This window comes from Streptomyces sp. BE20, from assembly GCF_036322525.1.
Classification (GTDB): domain Bacteria; phylum Actinomycetota; class Actinomycetes; order Streptomycetales; family Streptomycetaceae; genus Kitasatospora.
This window is the reverse complement of sequence record NZ_JAQYWW010000518.1, coordinates 13,151-29,081: the sequence shown is the minus strand read 5'-3', so window position 1 is coordinate 29,081 and position 15,931 is coordinate 13,151. Positions and strand designations below refer to the sequence as shown.

Below are 15,931 nucleotides of genomic sequence, written 5' to 3'. Positions count from 1 at the left end.
TCCGGCTGATCGCCCGGCACAGCGGCAAGTGCCTGGACGTCATCAACCAGGCCACCACCAACGGCGCCGCCCTCGAACAGTGGACCTGCGGCACCGGCACCAACCAGCAGTTCAGCCGCCACACCGTCGCGGTCTGACCCCACCCACCGGCACGCCCCTCCCTCACCCGAGGGGCGTGCCGTCCGGCTGTCCGCCCTCGCCCGCGGCACGGTCGGACGCCGTCCGCAGCATTCGCGGTACGCAGGTGCACGGGCGGAGGAGGCCGGAGTCGGTGGCCGCCACGTCCCCCTTCACCGTGCCCCCCACGCGGGCGGTCCGGTGCCGGATTCGGACGAGACCGCGCGAGCGACCACCGGGAGGTGACCCGGTCATCCGGCCGCCACCGGAGCCCGTAGAGGCGGGCATCGGCGTGAGACCCGTCGGACCGAGCATCACCATGCGGGTGGCCGGCAATCCAGAAGGCGTTTCCGTGCAAGCACCATAGCCAGCGGCACACGTCGCCGGAACGTGAGGTGGATCACGGCGTACCCCCACCCGCCTGCGCCACGAGTCCGCAGCCCGCCGATACCGACGTACCCGGATGCGGGAGGCCGGAGGCGGACCGGCGGACTCCTTGACAGCATGCGAACCATCGGGCAAGAATCCGTCCCCCGACGCCCGGCCCACTCCCCCGGACGCCTCGGCCGACCCGATCCCCCGAAGCGCGCGAGCCCGTGAGGCCGCGCCCGCAGGGTGCTGGACCTCCCGCCCCGCTGCCCCCGGTACGACATACCCGGTTTCGCCCCGTGCGCCTCGCGAACGGCGGCCGACTAGGAGAGCCGATGCCTCGACCCATACCTCCGCCCGGTACGTCCCGCCCCGGCGTCCCCCGCGTCCGCCTCCCCACCCGGCGGGCCCCCGTTGCCGCGCTGTGCGCCCTGGCGACCGTTCTCGGCGCCGCCGCCTGTGGCGCACCGACCGGTGCCCCGCGCGGCACGCACGGCCCGCCCCCCGAGAGCCGGTCCGGGGCCGCCCCGGACCGCCTGCTGCCTGCGGCGCTCCTGCCCGGCGCCGCCGCCCAACGCTGGCGCCCGTTGCCCTCGGCTGCTGTCCGACGCACGACCAGCGGCGTCCGCCTGAACGAGTGCGCCTCCGTCGTCGGCGCGGAGACCTGGCAACAGCAGGCCTACGTGGGCGTCCAGGGCACGCCCGCACTCCAGGAGATCTTCACCTTCCCGGACGCCGCCACCGCCCAGGACTCCTATCGGGGACTGCTCGACGGCATGAGTGACTGTCAGGACCGTTCGCGCGCACTGCAGGCGAAGCACGGCGGCGTCGCGGACACGGAGGTCGTCCGGACGGCGGCGATCGACCGAGGCACCGCCTGGTCGCGCCGGTGGACCGCCGTGGAAGGCCTGTCGGCCGCCGGACCGCAGATCGACCACCTGTACGCCGTCCGGCACGACACCGCGCTGACCGTCGTCCACTTCGACGAACGCGCCGACCCCGCCATCACGGCCCACGACACCGGGGCCGACAGCGATGTCCTCACCGCCATCGCCCGTCGGCTCGGATGAACCCCTGCACACGGCCCCGCCACCCCCACCTCGGAGATCACCATGTCCGTCCGCCGACCCACCCTTCGTTGCCGCCTGACCGTCCTCGTCGCGATCGGCGTCCCTGCCGTCCTGAGCGCGACACCCGCGCACGCCGCCTCCTCCCCGGGGGGCTCGATCAGCCGTGAGGAGGTGATCCAACGGGCGCAGAGCTGGGTCACCCAGGGCGTGTCCTACGACCAGGGCGCCTTCCACACGGACAGCAACGGCACCTACCGACAGGACTGCTCCGGCTACGTCTCCATGGCCTGGCACCTGACGGACAGTCTCGTCACACAGACCCTGCCCAGCGTCTCCACCGAGATCGCCGCCACCGACCTCGAACCCGGCGACGCCCTCAACTACACCGCCCAGCACGTCATCCTCTTCGGGGACTGGATCGACAAGTCCGCCGGGACCTTCCACTTCTACGCGGAGAACAACCCCCGCGTCCTGACCAGCCAGTACCAGGGAGACCTCAACGCCAGCTCCCTCGCCGGCTGGCCCACCAGCTACTACACCCCCTACCGCTACAACCGCATCACCGGCACGGGCGCCGACGTGCCCGCCACCACCCCGATCACCCCCACGACCCCCGCCGCCCCCACCGCCCCGCCGGCGGACGCCACCCCCTCCGCCCCCGCTCCCACACGCCCCGCCCCCGCCCCCGGTGTCGACGACGACACCTGGTGGCGTTCCGGCTCGCACGCCTGGTGGCGCGCCTGGTGAACCGCAACTCCCCGGCCCCGCGCCCGCCCACGGTCGCAGTTCCCGACGCCGTGTACGCTCCGTCTGTGCGGTGGCGCCCCGGGGCCAACCGCGGGGTCGGCACTCGCCTCCGGATCCGCCGTCCCGTGCCGAGGTGACCAGGCGACTCGGTACAGGTGCACCACCGGCACCCCGTACGCTCCACCCGCGTGAGGGGTCCTGCGATCGTTCGGCAGGGCGGGCCGATGTGCCGGTGTGCACGGGGAATTGGGGTGCCGGGTGGGACGGAATGCCGCGGGTCGGCGTGCGGAGACGGTTCTCGGGTGGGCGTCCCGTGTGTGCGAGCCCCGACTGCGCGCGTGGGTGGAGGCTCTGGGCGGGGACGCGAGCGAGGTGGCGGCCTATCAACTGGGCTGGTCCGGGGCCCCCGGGCCCGGGCTTCACGGTGGGAAGTTCGTTCGGGCCGCATTGGCCCTGCTGTCCGCACGGGCGGTCGGGGGCGAGGCCGAGGCCGCCGTCCCTGCCGCGGCGGCGATGGAGATGGTCCACAACCTGTCGCTGCTGTACGACGACGTCCTGGACGGTGACACAGTACGCCGCCACCGCGCCTCGGCCTGGCAGGTGTTCGGGAGCGCGTCGGCCACCCGCTCGGCAGACGCGCTGCTGGTGGTCGCCTTCGAAGCCCTGGCCGGCGCCGAAGGCTCCGAACGGGTCGCCCGGGAGGCCTCCGCCGCGCTGATCGACACGCTCGTCCAGCTCGCGGTCGGTGAGGGCCTGGACGTGCTGTTCGAGCAACGGCAGCAGGTGTCGCTGTCCGAGGTCCACGCCCCCCACCCCGACGGCCACCGGGACCACGGCCGCCGCGGCCCCGGCCGGCACCGCCTCGTCGGCTCCGGCGGCCACGGCCCCCGCCGGGCCGTCGACCGAGTCCGGCCCGGCGACCTCCTCCCCCGAGCTCTCCGGCACCGGGGCGAGTACGGACATCGCGCTCGTGGGGGGAAGCATCGCCGTCGTCGTCGGCACCTTCCTGCTCCGCCGCCGCAAGCAGGCGGGCCGTCATCGGTGAGGCCCCACCGCCCCGATCGACCGAGTGCGGGCCACCCAGGCACGGGGCCCGGGCCTGACGGCTTCCCCGACCGTTCGGCGGATGCGACCGTCGCCGCGAGAGGCCGGCGGGACCGGCGGGACGCACTCCGGGCCCGCGCAGGGGCCGCTCATCCCGATGAACGGACCGGGAGGGATCGACCGGCCGGCTCAGCCGTCGGATCGAGCGCGTCGCGCAGCATGGTGCGTGAGGTAATACCGAGCCGCTCGTAGATCTGGTACAGGTGCGCTCCGACGGTCCGGTGTGAGAGGAAGAGGCGCTCGGCGATCTGCTTGTTGGTGAGTCCGGACGCGGCGAGGCGGGCGATCTGCAGCTTCTGCGAGGTCAGTCCGTGGATGCCCGGGGCCGCGGGCCTCGACCTCCGGGAGCCCGACGCCCGAAGCTCGTTCATCGCGCGTTCGGCCCACGGCCGCGCGCCCAGCTCCTCGAAGGTCGCCAGCGCGGCGCGCAGCTGGGTTCTGGACTCGGCGGTCGTGCGGGCGCGGCGCATCCGTTCGCCGTAGGCGAGTCGGACCCGGGCGTGGTCGAAGCGCCACCGGTCGCCCCCGGGGGTGTCCACCGCCAGGGCGAAGAGACGCAGGGCCTGCTCGTCGTCGTCGGTGCACAGGGCGGCCGCGGCCTCCGTCAGCATGGCGTGGCGGGAGGACACGGTGGTGATGCCGGCCTCGCGCATGGCCCGGACGTGTGCGGCGGCCTCCTCGCGCCGGTTGGTCCGGACGGCGGCTTCCACGAGGTTGGCGGCCACCCACAGGGCGTGGGGGGCGTGCGAGGCCAGGGTTCCGGCCGGGCTCACCGCGTCGGCGTGGTCGTAGGCGAGCGTGAAGTCCCCGCGGCCCAGGGCCGCGACGGCGGCGGCGTGGTGGGCGTAGTGGGCGGCGCAGGGCGCACCGTGGTCCGTGGCCCAGTCGATGATGACGTCGGCCGTCGCGAGACTCTCGTCCGCGTGGCCGCGGGCGCCGAGAACGACGGACCTGATGTAGAGGAAGTACCAGGCGAACGCGCTGTATCCGTGCTCCTCGCACGCCTGCAGGCCCTCGTCGGCGAGGTCCAGGGCCTCGTCCCACAGTCCGGTGAGGTAGTCGTCCAGGCACAGGTGGATAAGCGCGGAGATGTAGCGCCTGGCCGGGCCGCCCTCGCGTCCCGCCCGCACCACCTGCCAGGCCGGTTCGCGGACCTCGCCGAGGCGGTCGAGGTAGAGGGCGCCCGTGCCGACGCGGGTGATCCGCACCGGGTCGGGCTCACCGGCCAGGGAGGCCACGAGGACGTCGAGTTGTCCGTGCGCCGCAGCCCCGGTGCGGGCGGGGTCGGAGAACGTCCGTCCCAGGACGGCCAGGATGGGGGGCGGCTGGGGGGTGAGGCGTCCCACCGCCCGGTAGTAGACCTGCCACAGGTCGTGCCGGGCGCCGAAGAAGCAGACCACGGCCAGGACGTGCAGCGCGTCGACGAGCGCCTTGTCGTCGGCGCGGTACCGGTGGGTGCCGGCCGCGGACTCGATTGCCTCGCTCAGCAGCCGGTGGGCCGTGGCCACGTCGCCGTTCCCGTTGAGGAGGAGCAGGGCCGAGGCGGTGGCGGAGTGGAGGGAGTCCTCGCCCTCAGGGGCGGCCTGGCGGGCGTCGTCCAGGAGACGTCGGGCGCTGGAGAGGGCCCCGGTGGACTCCGCTCCCAGGTAGGCGGCTTCGGCGAGGCGACGGCTGCGGTTCGGCCCTTCGGGAGAGAGCGAGGCCGAGCGGATCAGCGTCCGCATGGCCCCGGCGGCGTCCCCGCGACGCAGGGTGAGGCCCGCGGCGTGCTCCAGGAGCGCGGCGACCTCCTCGTCGGGCTCCAGGGTGGCCTCGCCCAGGTGCCAGGCTCGGCGCTCCGGCCGGTCGGCCAGCACGTGGGCCAGCGCCGCGTGCGCGGCGCGCCGTTCACCGCTCAGCGCCTGCCCGACCACGGCGGAGCGGATCAGCGGATGGCGGAACCCCAGCCGCTGCCCGCCCTCCTCGATGTGCACCAGCCGCTCGCGCTCGACCGGCGCGAGGTGCTCCAGGCCGTGCCCGGCCGTGGCCCGGCGGGCGGCTGCCTGCAGTACGCCGAGGTCGCCGGTCCCTTCCAGGGCCGCGAGCAGGAGGAGACTCCGGGAGGGGGCGGGCAGCCCTGCGACCCGGGAACCGAACAGCGTCTCCAGTCGCCGGGTGAGGGGCAGCACGGCGGGCGAGTCGGCAGCCGCGGGCCGCAGCGCGGCCGGCAGTTCCAGGAGCGCCAACGGATTGCCGCCCGCCTCGGCCAGCAGTCGGCGACGCGCACCGCGGGCGAGCCCCGGGAACCGGCTGCCGAGCAGCCGGGCCGCCGACTCGTCGTCGAGGGGCGGGAGGTCGTACGCGGGAAGGCCACCGGTCTCGTGCGGGTGCGCGTCGCCGGTGCGCGCCGCCGCCACGAAGCTGACGCCCAGACCGCCCAGACCACTGAGCCGCCGGGCGACGAAGCCGAGCACCGCGGCACTGGCACGGTCGACCCAGGGAAGGTCGTCGACGACGATCAGCAGCGGCCTCCCGTCGGCCACCGTCTGAAGGAGCCGCACCACGGCGTTGGAGACGAGCAACTGGTCCGGCGGATCCCCGTTCTCGAAGCCGAGCGCCACGCGCAGCGCGCGGCGCAGGTCCGCGTCCAAGTCCTCCAGTGCACCCAGGGCCGGGAAGAGGAGCTGGTTGAGGCACGAGTAGCCGCAGTCGGCCTCGAATTCCAGGCCCGCCGCCCTGAGCACCGCGACACCGTCCGCACCTGCGGAGCCGGCCAGCTCGTCCAGCACGGCGCTCTTCCCCACACCGGCCTCCCCGGCCAGCAGCAGCGCACCACCGCCCGCCCCGAGGCGCAGCCGCTCTCGCACCCGTCGCAGGTCGGTGTCCCGGCCGACCAGCGGATCCCCGACGCCTGGCGCGCCGGGCACATACCCATCCCCCATAACCACCCCTCCCCAGGACCGACCCCGCCGCTCGTGCGCCGGAACGGATCTCCGTCGAGGAGCATCGTCCGCGCGGCCGTGAGCACCCGGGCCGCGTCCAGTATGCCGGACCAAGATCGCGGACGCGGCCGGGAGGACGCGGAGACGGACCCGGGGGTCCGACCCCTGCCCGGGGTCTCCGACCGATGTCGTGCCCACTCACCGGCGGGCTTCCACCGGACTGTGGCACGTCATCGGCCGACAATCAACTCGCCCTCTGATCAGCATCTTTGGACTTGCCGGTCCATTTTCTGCCGCCTAACGTGCTGGTCGATCCCCCGTGACGAACCCGCACTGGAAGGTGTCATCCCATGCACGCGATCCGTATCGAGGAACACGGTGGCCCCGAGGTCATGCGCTGGACCGAACTGCCGGACCCGGTGCCCGGCCCCGGCGAGGCACTGGTCCGACTCGGTGCCGCCGGCGTGAACTACATGGACGTCGGCGCCCGGGCCGGGGGCGGCCCCGGCTGGGCGGCCCCCGCCGTCCTCGGCGCCGAGGGAATGGGCTACGTCACCGCCCTCGGCGACGGGGTGCGGGACCTGGCCGTCGGTGACCGGGTGGCCTGGTTCTACCACCCCGGCAGCTATGCCGAGCTGCTCGCCGTGCCCGCGGACACGCTCGTCAAGGTGCCCGACGGCATCGACGACGAGATCGCCGCCGCCGTGATGATGCAGGGCCTCACGGCCAGCCATCTGAGCACCGAGACCTACCCGATCGGCGCCGACGACACCGCCGTGGTGCACGCCGCGGCGGGCGGCGTCGGCCTGCTGCTCACGCAGATGATCAAGTCCCGCGGCGGCCGGGTGATCGGTCTGGTCTCCCGGGAGGAGAAGGTACCCGCCGCCGAGGAGGCCGGCGCCGACCACGTCCTCGTCCACTCCGGCGCCGGATTCGAGGACCGGATCAGGGAGCTCACCGGCGGGCGCGGCGCGGACGTCGTCTACGACGGCGGCGGCGCGGGAACGTTCCACTCCTCCCAGGCGGCCCTGCGCCCGCACGGCGTGCACGCCTACTACGGCCCCTTCATGGGCGTCCCGACACTGCGGCCCACCGACCTGCCCGACAGCATCCTGCTCACCTACCCTGTCGTGCACCACCACGTCGCCACGCGCGAGGCCCTGGTGCGGCGCACCGGCGAGGTGTTCGACCTGGTCCTGGACGGGCGGCTCACCCCCCGGATCACCGGCCGCTACCCGCTCGCGGACGCCGCCCGCGCCCACGCGGACATAGAGTCCCGCCGTACCACCGGCAAGCTCCTGCTCCTGCCCTGACCGCCCGCCACCCGCTCCGGCCCGCGCCCCGCGCCCTGTGCCCGCGCCGCCGCCGGCCCGCTTCGACGGAACACACCAGCCCGCCCCGGGAGGATCCATGACACTGACCCGCAAGGGCGCCGCGACCAGGCAGCGCATCGTCGACGGCGCGGCCGAGCAGATCCGCGAACAGGGAGTGTTCGCGGTGCGGTTGGAGGACGTCATGGCCCGTACCGCGACCAGCAAGAGCCAGCTCTTCCACTACTTCCCCGGTGGGAAGGACGACCTGCTCCTCGCCGTGGCGCGCCACGAGGCGGACCAGGTCATCACCGACCAGCAGCCCGAACTCGGCTCCCTCACCTCCTGGACCGCCTGGGACGAGTGGCGCGACAAGGTCCTCGCCCGCTACCGCGACCGGGGCAGTGACTGCCCCCTCCACACCGCGCTGGCGCAGCTCGGCGGCACCACGGACGCCGCCAGGGTCGTAGCCGGCGAACTGCTCGACCGGTGGCAGCACCAGCTCGCCACCGGCATCCGCCACATGCAGTCCCACGGCGGAATCGCACCGGAACTGGACGCCGACCGGGAGGCAGCGGCTCTGCTCGCCGGCATTCAGGGCGGCGTACTGATCCTCATGACCACGGGCAGCTCCGCCCACCTTGAGGCGGCCCTCGACTCCGGCATCGCCCACCTGCGCGCCTCCGCCCGCCGGCACCGCTGACCACTCACCGCCCGGCGCCGCCACGGACCGGCCCACCCGCCCGGCTCATGCAGGCGCGGCCGGGGGCGGGCAGCCGCCGGGCCCGGGCAGGAGGACCGGAGGTGCGGCGGGCGCACGGTGGGGACACCGTGTACCCGCCGCGACGGGTCAGTCGATGGCGTCGAGGACCTTGCCGAGGTCGACGAACTTGAAGCCGGTCGCCTCACGGTCGCCGTCGGCAGGGGTCTCCTGGCCGTCCTGGACGACCAGCAGGCCGTGGGGGTAGCGCGCGCCGAGAGGTGCGTTGAGGGCGGCGGCGCCGTCGCAGACCTCGGAGCCGTCGAGGGTGGTGGAGGCCGCAGTGATGCGGAAGGCGCCCTCGAACTCGTTGTCGTCGTCACGCTCACGGTCGTAGGCGACGAAGGTGTTGTCGCCCTGGCTGGAGGCGAGGAGATAGCCGTCGCCGTCCGGCTCGGTGATCAGGGTGAGCCCCTCGACGTCGGCCGTCAGCCGCTTGCCGCCGTAGCCCGGGTCGGCGCCCGGCATGCATTCCTCGGTCTCCTCGTCGTACGTGCCGGGCACACCGTACTCGCGCACCTTGTCGATCAGCGTCGGCGTGCCGGTGAGGCCCGCGTCGATGCGCCAGATGCCGACGTCCTCCTGTCCCGCGTACAGGGTGCCGTCCGCGGGGTCGACGACCATGCCCTCGACCTGGGGCAGTTCGCCCGGCTCGGCACAGGGCGTCCAGGAGGTGCCGTTCGGCAGACGGAAGGAGGACGGCAGGTCGATGGTGCGCACCTGGCGGTAGTCCACCGTCCCGTTCGGGGTGGCGATCAGCTCCAGCAGGGCGAGGCGGGTGCGGTTGCGCTGGCTGACCACCGCGTAGGAGCGGCCGGTGTTGCGGTCCGTCCAGGCGGCCAGGCCGTAGGCGGTCTTCTGGTCGTTGATCTCGGCCTGGTCGGCGGAGAAGACCGGGCGTACGGCGGGGTCGGTGACGTCGGTGAGCGGGCCACCGGGCTTGTCCCGGTCGATGCGGTAGATCCGCAGCCGGTCGTTGCCGCGGTCGCTGACCACCGCGACGTCGGCGCGGCTGCCGGCCAGGCGCAGCCCCTGCACCAGGTCGACGTTGTTGAAGCGGCCGGGGGCGTCGTCGGCGCCCGGACCGGCGGGGGCGGGGATCGACTGCACCTGACGGGCGTCCAGGTCGTAGACCCGCAGGCCGCCCTGCTTGGCGGTGGCGACGACCAGGCTGCGGCCCGGGTCGGCGTTGTTGCGCCAGATCGCCGGGTCGTCCGCGTTGGCGTCGCCGCCGGCCTCGTCGTCGTACAGCGGCGCGGTCTCGGCCTTGGGCCGGATGCTGCTGATCGAGGAGGCCTGCGCCGGGAGGGCGACGGAGACCGCGAGGGCTGTGCAGAGCACGAGCGTGGAAGCGCGAGCGGCCAGACGTATCGTCATGTTTCTTCCTTTATGAGGGATTTGCCCTGACAAGGAAGACGCTCGCGGGCCCATCTGCCATCCCCGCGACCAAATGGTATCCGATAGCTGAACACGTTGCGAAGCCCTGGGAGTCACTCTCTGCCACCCTGTGAACCCCGGAGGCACCTCCCAGGTGACGAAGCATCAGAGCCTCAACCGACCAGGGGCTCCAGTACGAAGACGGGGATCACCCGGTCGGTCTTCTTCTGATAGTCGGCGTACGGCGGGTACGCGGCGACCGCGCGATCCCACCACTCGGCCTTCTCGTCGCCGGTGACCTCACGGACCGTCATGTCCCGCCGCACGGCGCCGTCCTGGAGCTCGACGCGCGGGTCGGACTTGACGTTGAAGTACCAGACCGGGTGGCGCGGGAAGCCGCCGTTCGAGGCCACGGCCGCGTACCGCCCCTCGTGCTCCACGCGCATCAACGGGGTCTTGCGGATCTTGCCGCTCTTCGCGCCGCGCGTCGTGAGAATGACGACGGGCAGGCCCGTGTCCCAGAGCGTCGCTCCCTGCCTGCCGTCCGAACTCTCGTACAACTCGACCTGATCGGCCACCCACTGCACCGGACCCGGCTCGTACTCGCCTTCAAGAGGCATCGCGTTCACCCCATCGTCATGTCATGAAGTGCGGTGTCCGACAGGCGGTCAGGTACGACGCGAAGTGCCCACGACCAGCAAGAAGAAGAATTGTCGAGGCCCTTGCTTCCACCCCGGTCGGAGTCACCTCCCAGGTGAGGAAGCATATCGGGTACCACCCACGTGTGGTATCGGGTGCTCTCCCGCGTGTTCGCGCCGCCGGCCTCCGAAGTGCGTCCGGAGGTGGCGGTCCGCCGACTGCCGACCCGCGTCGACGGCGACGCCCCGCGTGGCCGGTTCCGGGCCGAACCCGGTGACATGCGGGTGCTGTCCAGGGAGACTGGCGACAGACGTGTACGAGCAGTCGTAGGCCGAAGGGCAAAGAGTGGCACTGGCGAAGAAGGGTTCCCGCCGCATCGTCGTCGACGGCGTCGAGTACCGCTGGCGAGTGAGCAGGAAGCCGTGCTGCGACTACGACGGCATCACCTTGGGTTACATGGTGGAGGACGCGGCCTGTCCCGGAACGACGCTCGTCGTGGAGACCGGTCGGCCGGCCGTGCTCGAACCGACCATGCTGCCGTCCGAGGTGGTCCTGCCGCGCGAAGTCGCCGCAGGTATTCGGGCCGCGCGGTCGAACGGCTGGACGCCCAGCTCCAACGGTTCGCCGTTCAAGCTGCACCTTTCCGCTGTCTGACCGGGCCGTGCCGAAAAGGCGCGGCAGCGCGGGCGGGCAACCGGTCTCCCACGGGATCCCGGTGCGCCGGTCCACCAGCCAACAGATCACCACCTACCGGGCGTCAGCCGACTACGCCGGAGCCTGGGCCCGTGCCCCGCTGCCGCTCAGGCACCCGTGGGGGCCTCAGGCCCTCCCGAGGGTGCCACCGGCCGCGGCAGACAGGTGGGAGTTCCGGACGGGCCGGGTGTGGCGGTGGCGCACGGGTCCGGGTACATCGGCCCGATCAGTGAGATGCGGCTGATCCGGTACGGCCCCTGCCCGTACCAGCCGTGGAAGTGGACGGTCACTTCGTGGGAGTTCCCGATGGCGACGTTGGCCCGCAGACCGGTCCAGTCCGCCGCCCCGTCGGCCCAGAGCTGGACCTCGCCCGTGCCCGTACCGGTGCCGGTGATGCGCACGAAGGCGTACGCGCCAGACACGTACGCGGAGAAGTCGTAGCTGGTACCGGCCACGACGGCGACCTTCTGGAAGCAGCCGGCGTAGTCGTGGCTGCCGGGCCGGCCCTCGACGCCCCGGGCGAGTTGGACGACGTCGCCGTCGCAGGACCAGCCGTGGGGCAGGGGGCTCCCGAAGTCGCCGTTCCTGATCCACTCCAGGGGTGCCGGCTGGGCGGACGCGGAGCTGCCGGCGGCGAAGGCCGCCGCCCCGGCGAGGACGAGGGCGCCGAGGGCGGCGCCGATCGGGCTTCCGCCATGGGCGTGGCGACTGCGGCTACGACTACGGTTGCGACTGGACGAACGCATGGCGTCTCCGATGTGGGGGTGTCCGGACGGTGCGGGAGCGGGGGCCCTCGGGCGGTCAGGGAATGTAGGTGCGCGAGCAGCTGGGGCTGGGCGAGGGAGACCCCGGGCCGGGGCTCGCCGTCTGCGGGTCCGGCTCGCCGCACGGGCTCGGGGGGATGCCGGGACCGACGAAGGACACCCCGCGCACGCTGAAGGGGGCCTGCTCGTACCAGCCGTGGAAGTAGACCGTCAGCTCGGTGGTGTCAGGACCGGTGGCGACCTCTACCGTCAGGGTGTTCCACTCGCTCTCGTTCGACCAGGTGGCGGCGCTCTCACCACCCGCGCCGGAGGCGCCCACGAAAGCGTACGATCCGCGCACCGAGGCGTTCAGGGTGTACCGGGAATCGGGCTGGACCCGGACCTTCTGGGTGCAGCCCGCGTAGCTGGTGGCGGTCGGCCGGCCGGTGATGTGGTGCTGGTGCGGGACGGTGCTCCGCGAGGCGTTCGCCTCGCAGTCCCAGATCCACGGGTAGGAGTCGAAACGCCCGTTGACGATCAGCTCGACGTTCGGCAGGGGCGACGCCGCCGAGGCGGCCGGCGCGAGGGTGGAGCCGCCGAGGGCGAGTGCGGCCGCGAGGCCGAGGAACAGGCCGACGCGGCCGGTGCGGCGGGTCGGGCCGGTGGATGCGCGCATGCCGTCTCCGGATGGGGAGTGCCAATGGGGCGGCGGTGCGAGGGAGTTGCCCACACCCTGGTGGATCCGGAGCATCTCCGTCAAGGGGAGGCAAAGAAGGTGAGGGCGCCCCTGCCCCGCCGCCGGGCGACAGTGCCTGCGAGACGGCCATGCGGACGCCGACGCGCTCCGTCCTCCGACGGGCGCGGGTGTGCCGCCGGTCATTCCTGACCGGCGGCGCCCACCACGGCGTCACCCGGCTCCTGCCCCTACCGGTCGCGATCACATCTCCGGCGAAGCGGAGTTCCACGCGGGCCTGGAGGCCCGACCGGCCACGGAGGGCAGGCGGACGATGAGTCCGGGCCCGGACGGCGGCTCCCGGCGCGGGGCCGCCGTCCGCACCGCAGCCGGGGCGGCGGGCGGAGCGGCGGCTCCCCCGGTCCCTCGCCGTAGCGCGCCTCCGCTGTGGTTACGTCGTAAGAATCTTGGCCAGGCGGGCCGCCTCCGTTCGGACGCGACCGGGTGCGGCGGATCCGGCCAGGATGTCGAGGGCCGGGAGGGTCGTGCGGATGCCTTCGGCCGCCGCGCACTCGGCGGCGAGGGCGAGGACGTCGGCCAGCGCGCGCCGCCCGGGTTCGTCGGCGGCCTCGGTGATCACGGCCGCGAGCGTCGCCCATACCGCCGGACCCGCGCCGCTGCGCGCGGCATCGGCCAGGACCGGCAGGATCCGGTTCGGCTTCACCACGGACAGACGCCAGAGCGCCGCGAGCCATTCGCCGAGCACCTCCGGCCGGAGCCGACCGCGTGCGGTGGCCGTCAGCAGGAAGTCCAGCGCGGCGGTGCGGCTCTCCGCACGGGTGGCGGTCAGCCCGTAGGCGAGCAGGAGGTGACTCACCGGTCCGAACTCGCCCGGGGCCTCGGCGAACCGGGGCAACAGGGGGTCGGCTCCCCGCGGAGCGGACGGGTCCGCGCGGAACGCCACGGAGGGCAGGCCGTGCGCGGCGACGGCCTCCGGGTGCCAGGGTGCCAGCCAGGCCAGGTGGAGGAGCTCGGTCGTCGAGAGCGACGGCACGCCCACGAACCGGGCGTGCTCGGTGGGGTCCGGGACGGCCTGGAGGAGGTCGGTGACACCCTCGGGCACCGCCGCGTCGTCGGTGTGGGCGAGGGCGTCGGCGTCCGCCACGACGGCGCCGTCGACGGGCAACGGTGCGATGCGCGGGACGGTGGGCGGGCGCCGACCGTGCGGGCCGACCGGTTCGGGCTGGAACGGGGACTGGACGTGGAACCGCTGCGGTGCGGGCGGCGCCGGGTCTGCGGGCAGATCGAAGCCGAGCCCGCCGGCGGCGGTGCGGACCGCCGCCAGCGCGTGCGGGGCCACCCGGAGCAGCGCTTGGGCCACGTCCTCGGGCCAGGGCCGGGCACCGGCGTTCCGGTACGCCGTGAGCCGCTCCACCAGCACGGCCCCGTCGATCGTGCCGTCGCCCGCTGTGGGCGTCGCGAGCAGGAACGGCACCGGCGCGGTGGTGATCCGGCGCGCCGCCTCGTGAATGCGCAACGCGGGCGCCACGGCCGGAGTCCTGACGTAGGCGGGCAGGCCCAGCAGGGTGGCGGTGTGCCGGTCCGACTCGTTCGCACGGCCGGTGAGGGCGTCGAGCAGGCAACCGAGCGCTGCCTCGATGCTGCGGATGCCCAACAGCCGGTTCGGGTCCCGGTCCCGCCGTTCGGCGAGGGGGGCGAGCGCGTCGCGAAGGGCGGCCTCGTCGCGGTGGTGCTCCGCGACGAGGGCGGCGAACACCGTCTCGAACTCCCCGGGGTCGGGCAGGCGGGCGGCCATCACGGCACTCAGCCGCTCGGCGGCTTCCAGGGGGTCGGCGGGCGGGGCCGGCAGCGGGGCGGGGCCCCCGTACACCGCCACGACGGGCATGTCCTCGCTCGGCCCGGCGCTCGGGGCCGTGAGGGCCAGCAGACTGCGGGCGTCGCGCTGAAGGGCGGGGCCCAGGCCGTCGGCGGCGGCGCGCACGGCTTCGGCGGTGGCGGGCGTGACGTGCGGCAGGTAGCGCGCGACCAGGCGCAGGGCCTGCTCCTGGATCGCGGGCGCCGGGTGGGTGAAGGCCGTGACGGTGGCGGGCAGCAGGTCCTCGGCCGCGGCCGGGTCACGGCGCAGCGCGGCCTCGACCTGACCCAACTGGGCGGTCGCGAGGGCCTTTTCCGGTCGGGCCAGGACCCCGGCCGTGAGTTCGGCGAGCAGGTCTCCCGGCAGCCGCGCGTTCACGGAGCCGAGTGCCTTCTGGGCGGCCTTCGCCGCACCCGGCGCACCGTCGACGGCCAGCTGGACGTGGTCACGGGCCCGGGCGAGGATCTCCTCCGCGTCGAGGGCCAGTGCCGTGTGGAGCTGGAGGAATCCGCGCAGGTTGCCGGGTCGGTCACCGCGCAGCAGCAGACCGAGGCACAGGTCGATCAACTCGGCGCGGTCGAACAGGCCCTCGCCCGCGAGTGCGGTGAGCGCCGTCGGCCACTGGTTCTGCGGGCCGTGGCCGGCGGCGTACCGGTCGGCGAACTCGGTCCCGACGTCGGGGACTTCGAAGAGCCGACGGACGAACTCGCCGATCCGGGGCTGCGCACGCAGCCAGGAGAGCAGCGAGTCGTGGTGCGGCACCGGCTCGCGCAGGCCCTGGTCGGCGAACCACTCACCGATCTCGCGGTGGTGGTAGTGCATCAGGCCGCCCTCGCGCAGCCAGCCGATCACGTAGCCGTCGGTGGTGGGGACCTCGGCGCCGGACCAGACGGCGAGGCCGTGGGCGACGATCCAGCGGTTGGCGTCGCCTCGCGCGGGCAGCCATTCGGCGAGCCGCACGGCGAGTTCACGGTGGAACGCCGCGTCACGGTGCGGCACGAGCAGCGCCCTCAGGACGACGTGGTGGTCGGGGCTGGTGGCGCCTCCGCCGGGCAGCGGCCAGGAGACGTCGAGCAGGCGCCGGGAGGTCAGCCAGTCCAGGGCCTCGGCCGGGGTCGCGGCGGACAGGATCCCGGCGAACTGCAGGGCGGCGAGCTGGTCGTAGGCGGCACGGTACCGGCCGGGGTCGCCCGCCGTGAGCTCGCGCACCAGCTCGGTGCGGAGCTTGCGCAACGGCGCCCGCAGGTGACGCAGTTCGGCGGCGGGGACCGGGCCGAGCCGGTCGATCACCCCGTGCGGGAACCGGGCAGCCACGAGGGCGCGCACCTCGTCCCAGCTGATCGTCTCGTCTGCGCGGTCGGTCACGGCGCCCCCACTCGGTCCGGTTGATGATCACGAACCTAGCCCGCGCCACCGACAACCGCGTACGCGGGTGGACGTGCGACCAGCGGCGACGCTCCCGGGTGCCCGGGAGGGGGCGGGGTGCCACGGGATCTGCGGACCACGTTGCCGACCGTGTCCACCGGGAAACG

At 73.8% G+C, this 15,931-nt stretch carries 13 protein-coding genes and 1 pseudogene; 8 read left to right on the top strand and 6 right to left on the bottom strand.

The window, feature by feature from the left end:
* Window positions 1-5 precede the first annotated feature (5 nt).
* From PUR61_RS08205 to PUR61_RS08190, 5 genes and pseudogenes are all read left to right on the top strand, one after another.
* Complete coding sequence (locus PUR61_RS08205) at window positions 6-137, top strand: RICIN domain-containing protein (protein WP_329874745.1); 132 nt, start codon at window positions 6-8, stop codon at window positions 135-137.
* A 684-nt stretch (window positions 138-821) separates the two neighbouring features.
* Entirely contained in the window at window positions 822-1,556 is a 735-nt protein-coding gene (locus tag PUR61_RS08200; protein ID WP_329877245.1) for a hypothetical protein, read from the top strand.
* Window positions 1,557-1,598: 42 nt separating this feature from the next.
* Entirely contained in the window at window positions 1,599-2,303 is a 705-nt protein-coding gene (locus PUR61_RS08195) for a hypothetical protein (protein WP_329877243.1), read from the top strand.
* A 234-nt stretch (window positions 2,304-2,537) separates the two neighbouring features.
* Window positions 2,538-3,038, top strand: a pseudogene (locus PUR61_RS45220) (polyprenyl synthetase family protein); the annotation flags it as partial.
* 10 nt (window positions 3,039-3,048) lie between these two features.
* Window positions 3,049-3,348, top strand: coding sequence for a hypothetical protein (locus PUR61_RS08190; protein WP_329877242.1), 300 nt, complete (start codon window positions 3,049-3,051; stop codon window positions 3,346-3,348).
* Window positions 3,349-3,496: 148 nt separating this feature from the next.
* Here the strand turns inward: PUR61_RS08190 and PUR61_RS08185 are convergent, their stop codons facing one another.
* Window positions 3,497-6,313 carry an AAA family ATPase gene (locus tag PUR61_RS08185; RefSeq protein WP_329877240.1) on the bottom strand — a complete coding sequence of 939 codons (2,817 nt, stop codon included), beginning with the start codon at window positions 6,311-6,313 and terminating at the stop codon, window positions 3,497-3,499.
* A 365-nt stretch (window positions 6,314-6,678) separates the two neighbouring features.
* Here PUR61_RS08185 and PUR61_RS08180 point away from each other — a divergent pair, with 365 nt between their 5' ends.
* Both PUR61_RS08180 and PUR61_RS08175 read left to right on the top strand, forming a co-directional pair.
* Window positions 6,679-7,641: a quinone oxidoreductase family protein gene (locus PUR61_RS08180; RefSeq protein WP_329877239.1), complete on the top strand. Its 963-nt coding sequence runs from the start codon at window positions 6,679-6,681 to the stop codon at window positions 7,639-7,641.
* Between the two features lie 97 nt (window positions 7,642-7,738).
* A complete protein-coding gene (locus PUR61_RS08175; RefSeq protein WP_329877237.1) occupies window positions 7,739-8,341 on the top strand; it encodes a TetR/AcrR family transcriptional regulator in 603 nt (200 codons plus the stop codon).
* A gap of 147 nt (window positions 8,342-8,488) precedes the next feature.
* Here the strand turns inward: PUR61_RS08175 and PUR61_RS08170 are convergent, their stop codons facing one another.
* Together PUR61_RS08170 and PUR61_RS08165 are read right to left on the bottom strand one after the other, a co-directional pair.
* The gene (locus PUR61_RS08170; RefSeq protein ID WP_329877235.1) at window positions 8,489-9,775 is read right to left on the bottom strand and encodes a phytase; all 1,287 of its coding nucleotides are present in this window, start codon (window positions 9,773-9,775) and stop codon (window positions 8,489-8,491) included.
* Window positions 9,776-9,948: 173 nt separating this feature from the next.
* Window positions 9,949-10,395, bottom strand: coding sequence for a nitroreductase family deazaflavin-dependent oxidoreductase (locus tag PUR61_RS08165; protein ID WP_329877233.1), 447 nt, complete (start codon window positions 10,393-10,395; stop codon window positions 9,949-9,951).
* Between the two features lie 364 nt (window positions 10,396-10,759).
* Between PUR61_RS08165 and PUR61_RS08160 the strand changes: the two genes are divergently transcribed.
* Window positions 10,760-11,068, top strand: coding sequence for a hypothetical protein (locus PUR61_RS08160; protein WP_329877231.1), 309 nt, complete (start codon window positions 10,760-10,762; stop codon window positions 11,066-11,068).
* A 146-nt stretch (window positions 11,069-11,214) separates the two neighbouring features.
* Here PUR61_RS08160 and PUR61_RS08155 read toward each other — a convergent pair whose 3' ends face one another.
* The 3 genes from PUR61_RS08155 to PUR61_RS08145 form a co-directional block, all read right to left on the bottom strand.
* Window positions 11,215-11,853, bottom strand: a complete 639-nt coding sequence (locus PUR61_RS08155; RefSeq protein ID WP_329877229.1) for a hypothetical protein — start codon at window positions 11,851-11,853, stop codon at window positions 11,215-11,217.
* Window positions 11,854-11,908: 55 nt separating this feature from the next.
* Window positions 11,909-12,526: a hypothetical protein gene (locus PUR61_RS08150; protein ID WP_329877227.1), complete on the bottom strand. Its 618-nt coding sequence runs from the start codon at window positions 12,524-12,526 to the stop codon at window positions 11,909-11,911.
* Between the two features lie 448 nt (window positions 12,527-12,974).
* Window positions 12,975-15,764 (bottom strand): DUF6493 family protein, encoded by a 2,790-nt coding sequence (locus PUR61_RS08145; RefSeq protein WP_329877225.1) that lies wholly within the window; start codon window positions 15,762-15,764, stop codon window positions 12,975-12,977.
* Between the last annotated feature and the right edge of the window lie 167 nt (window positions 15,765-15,931).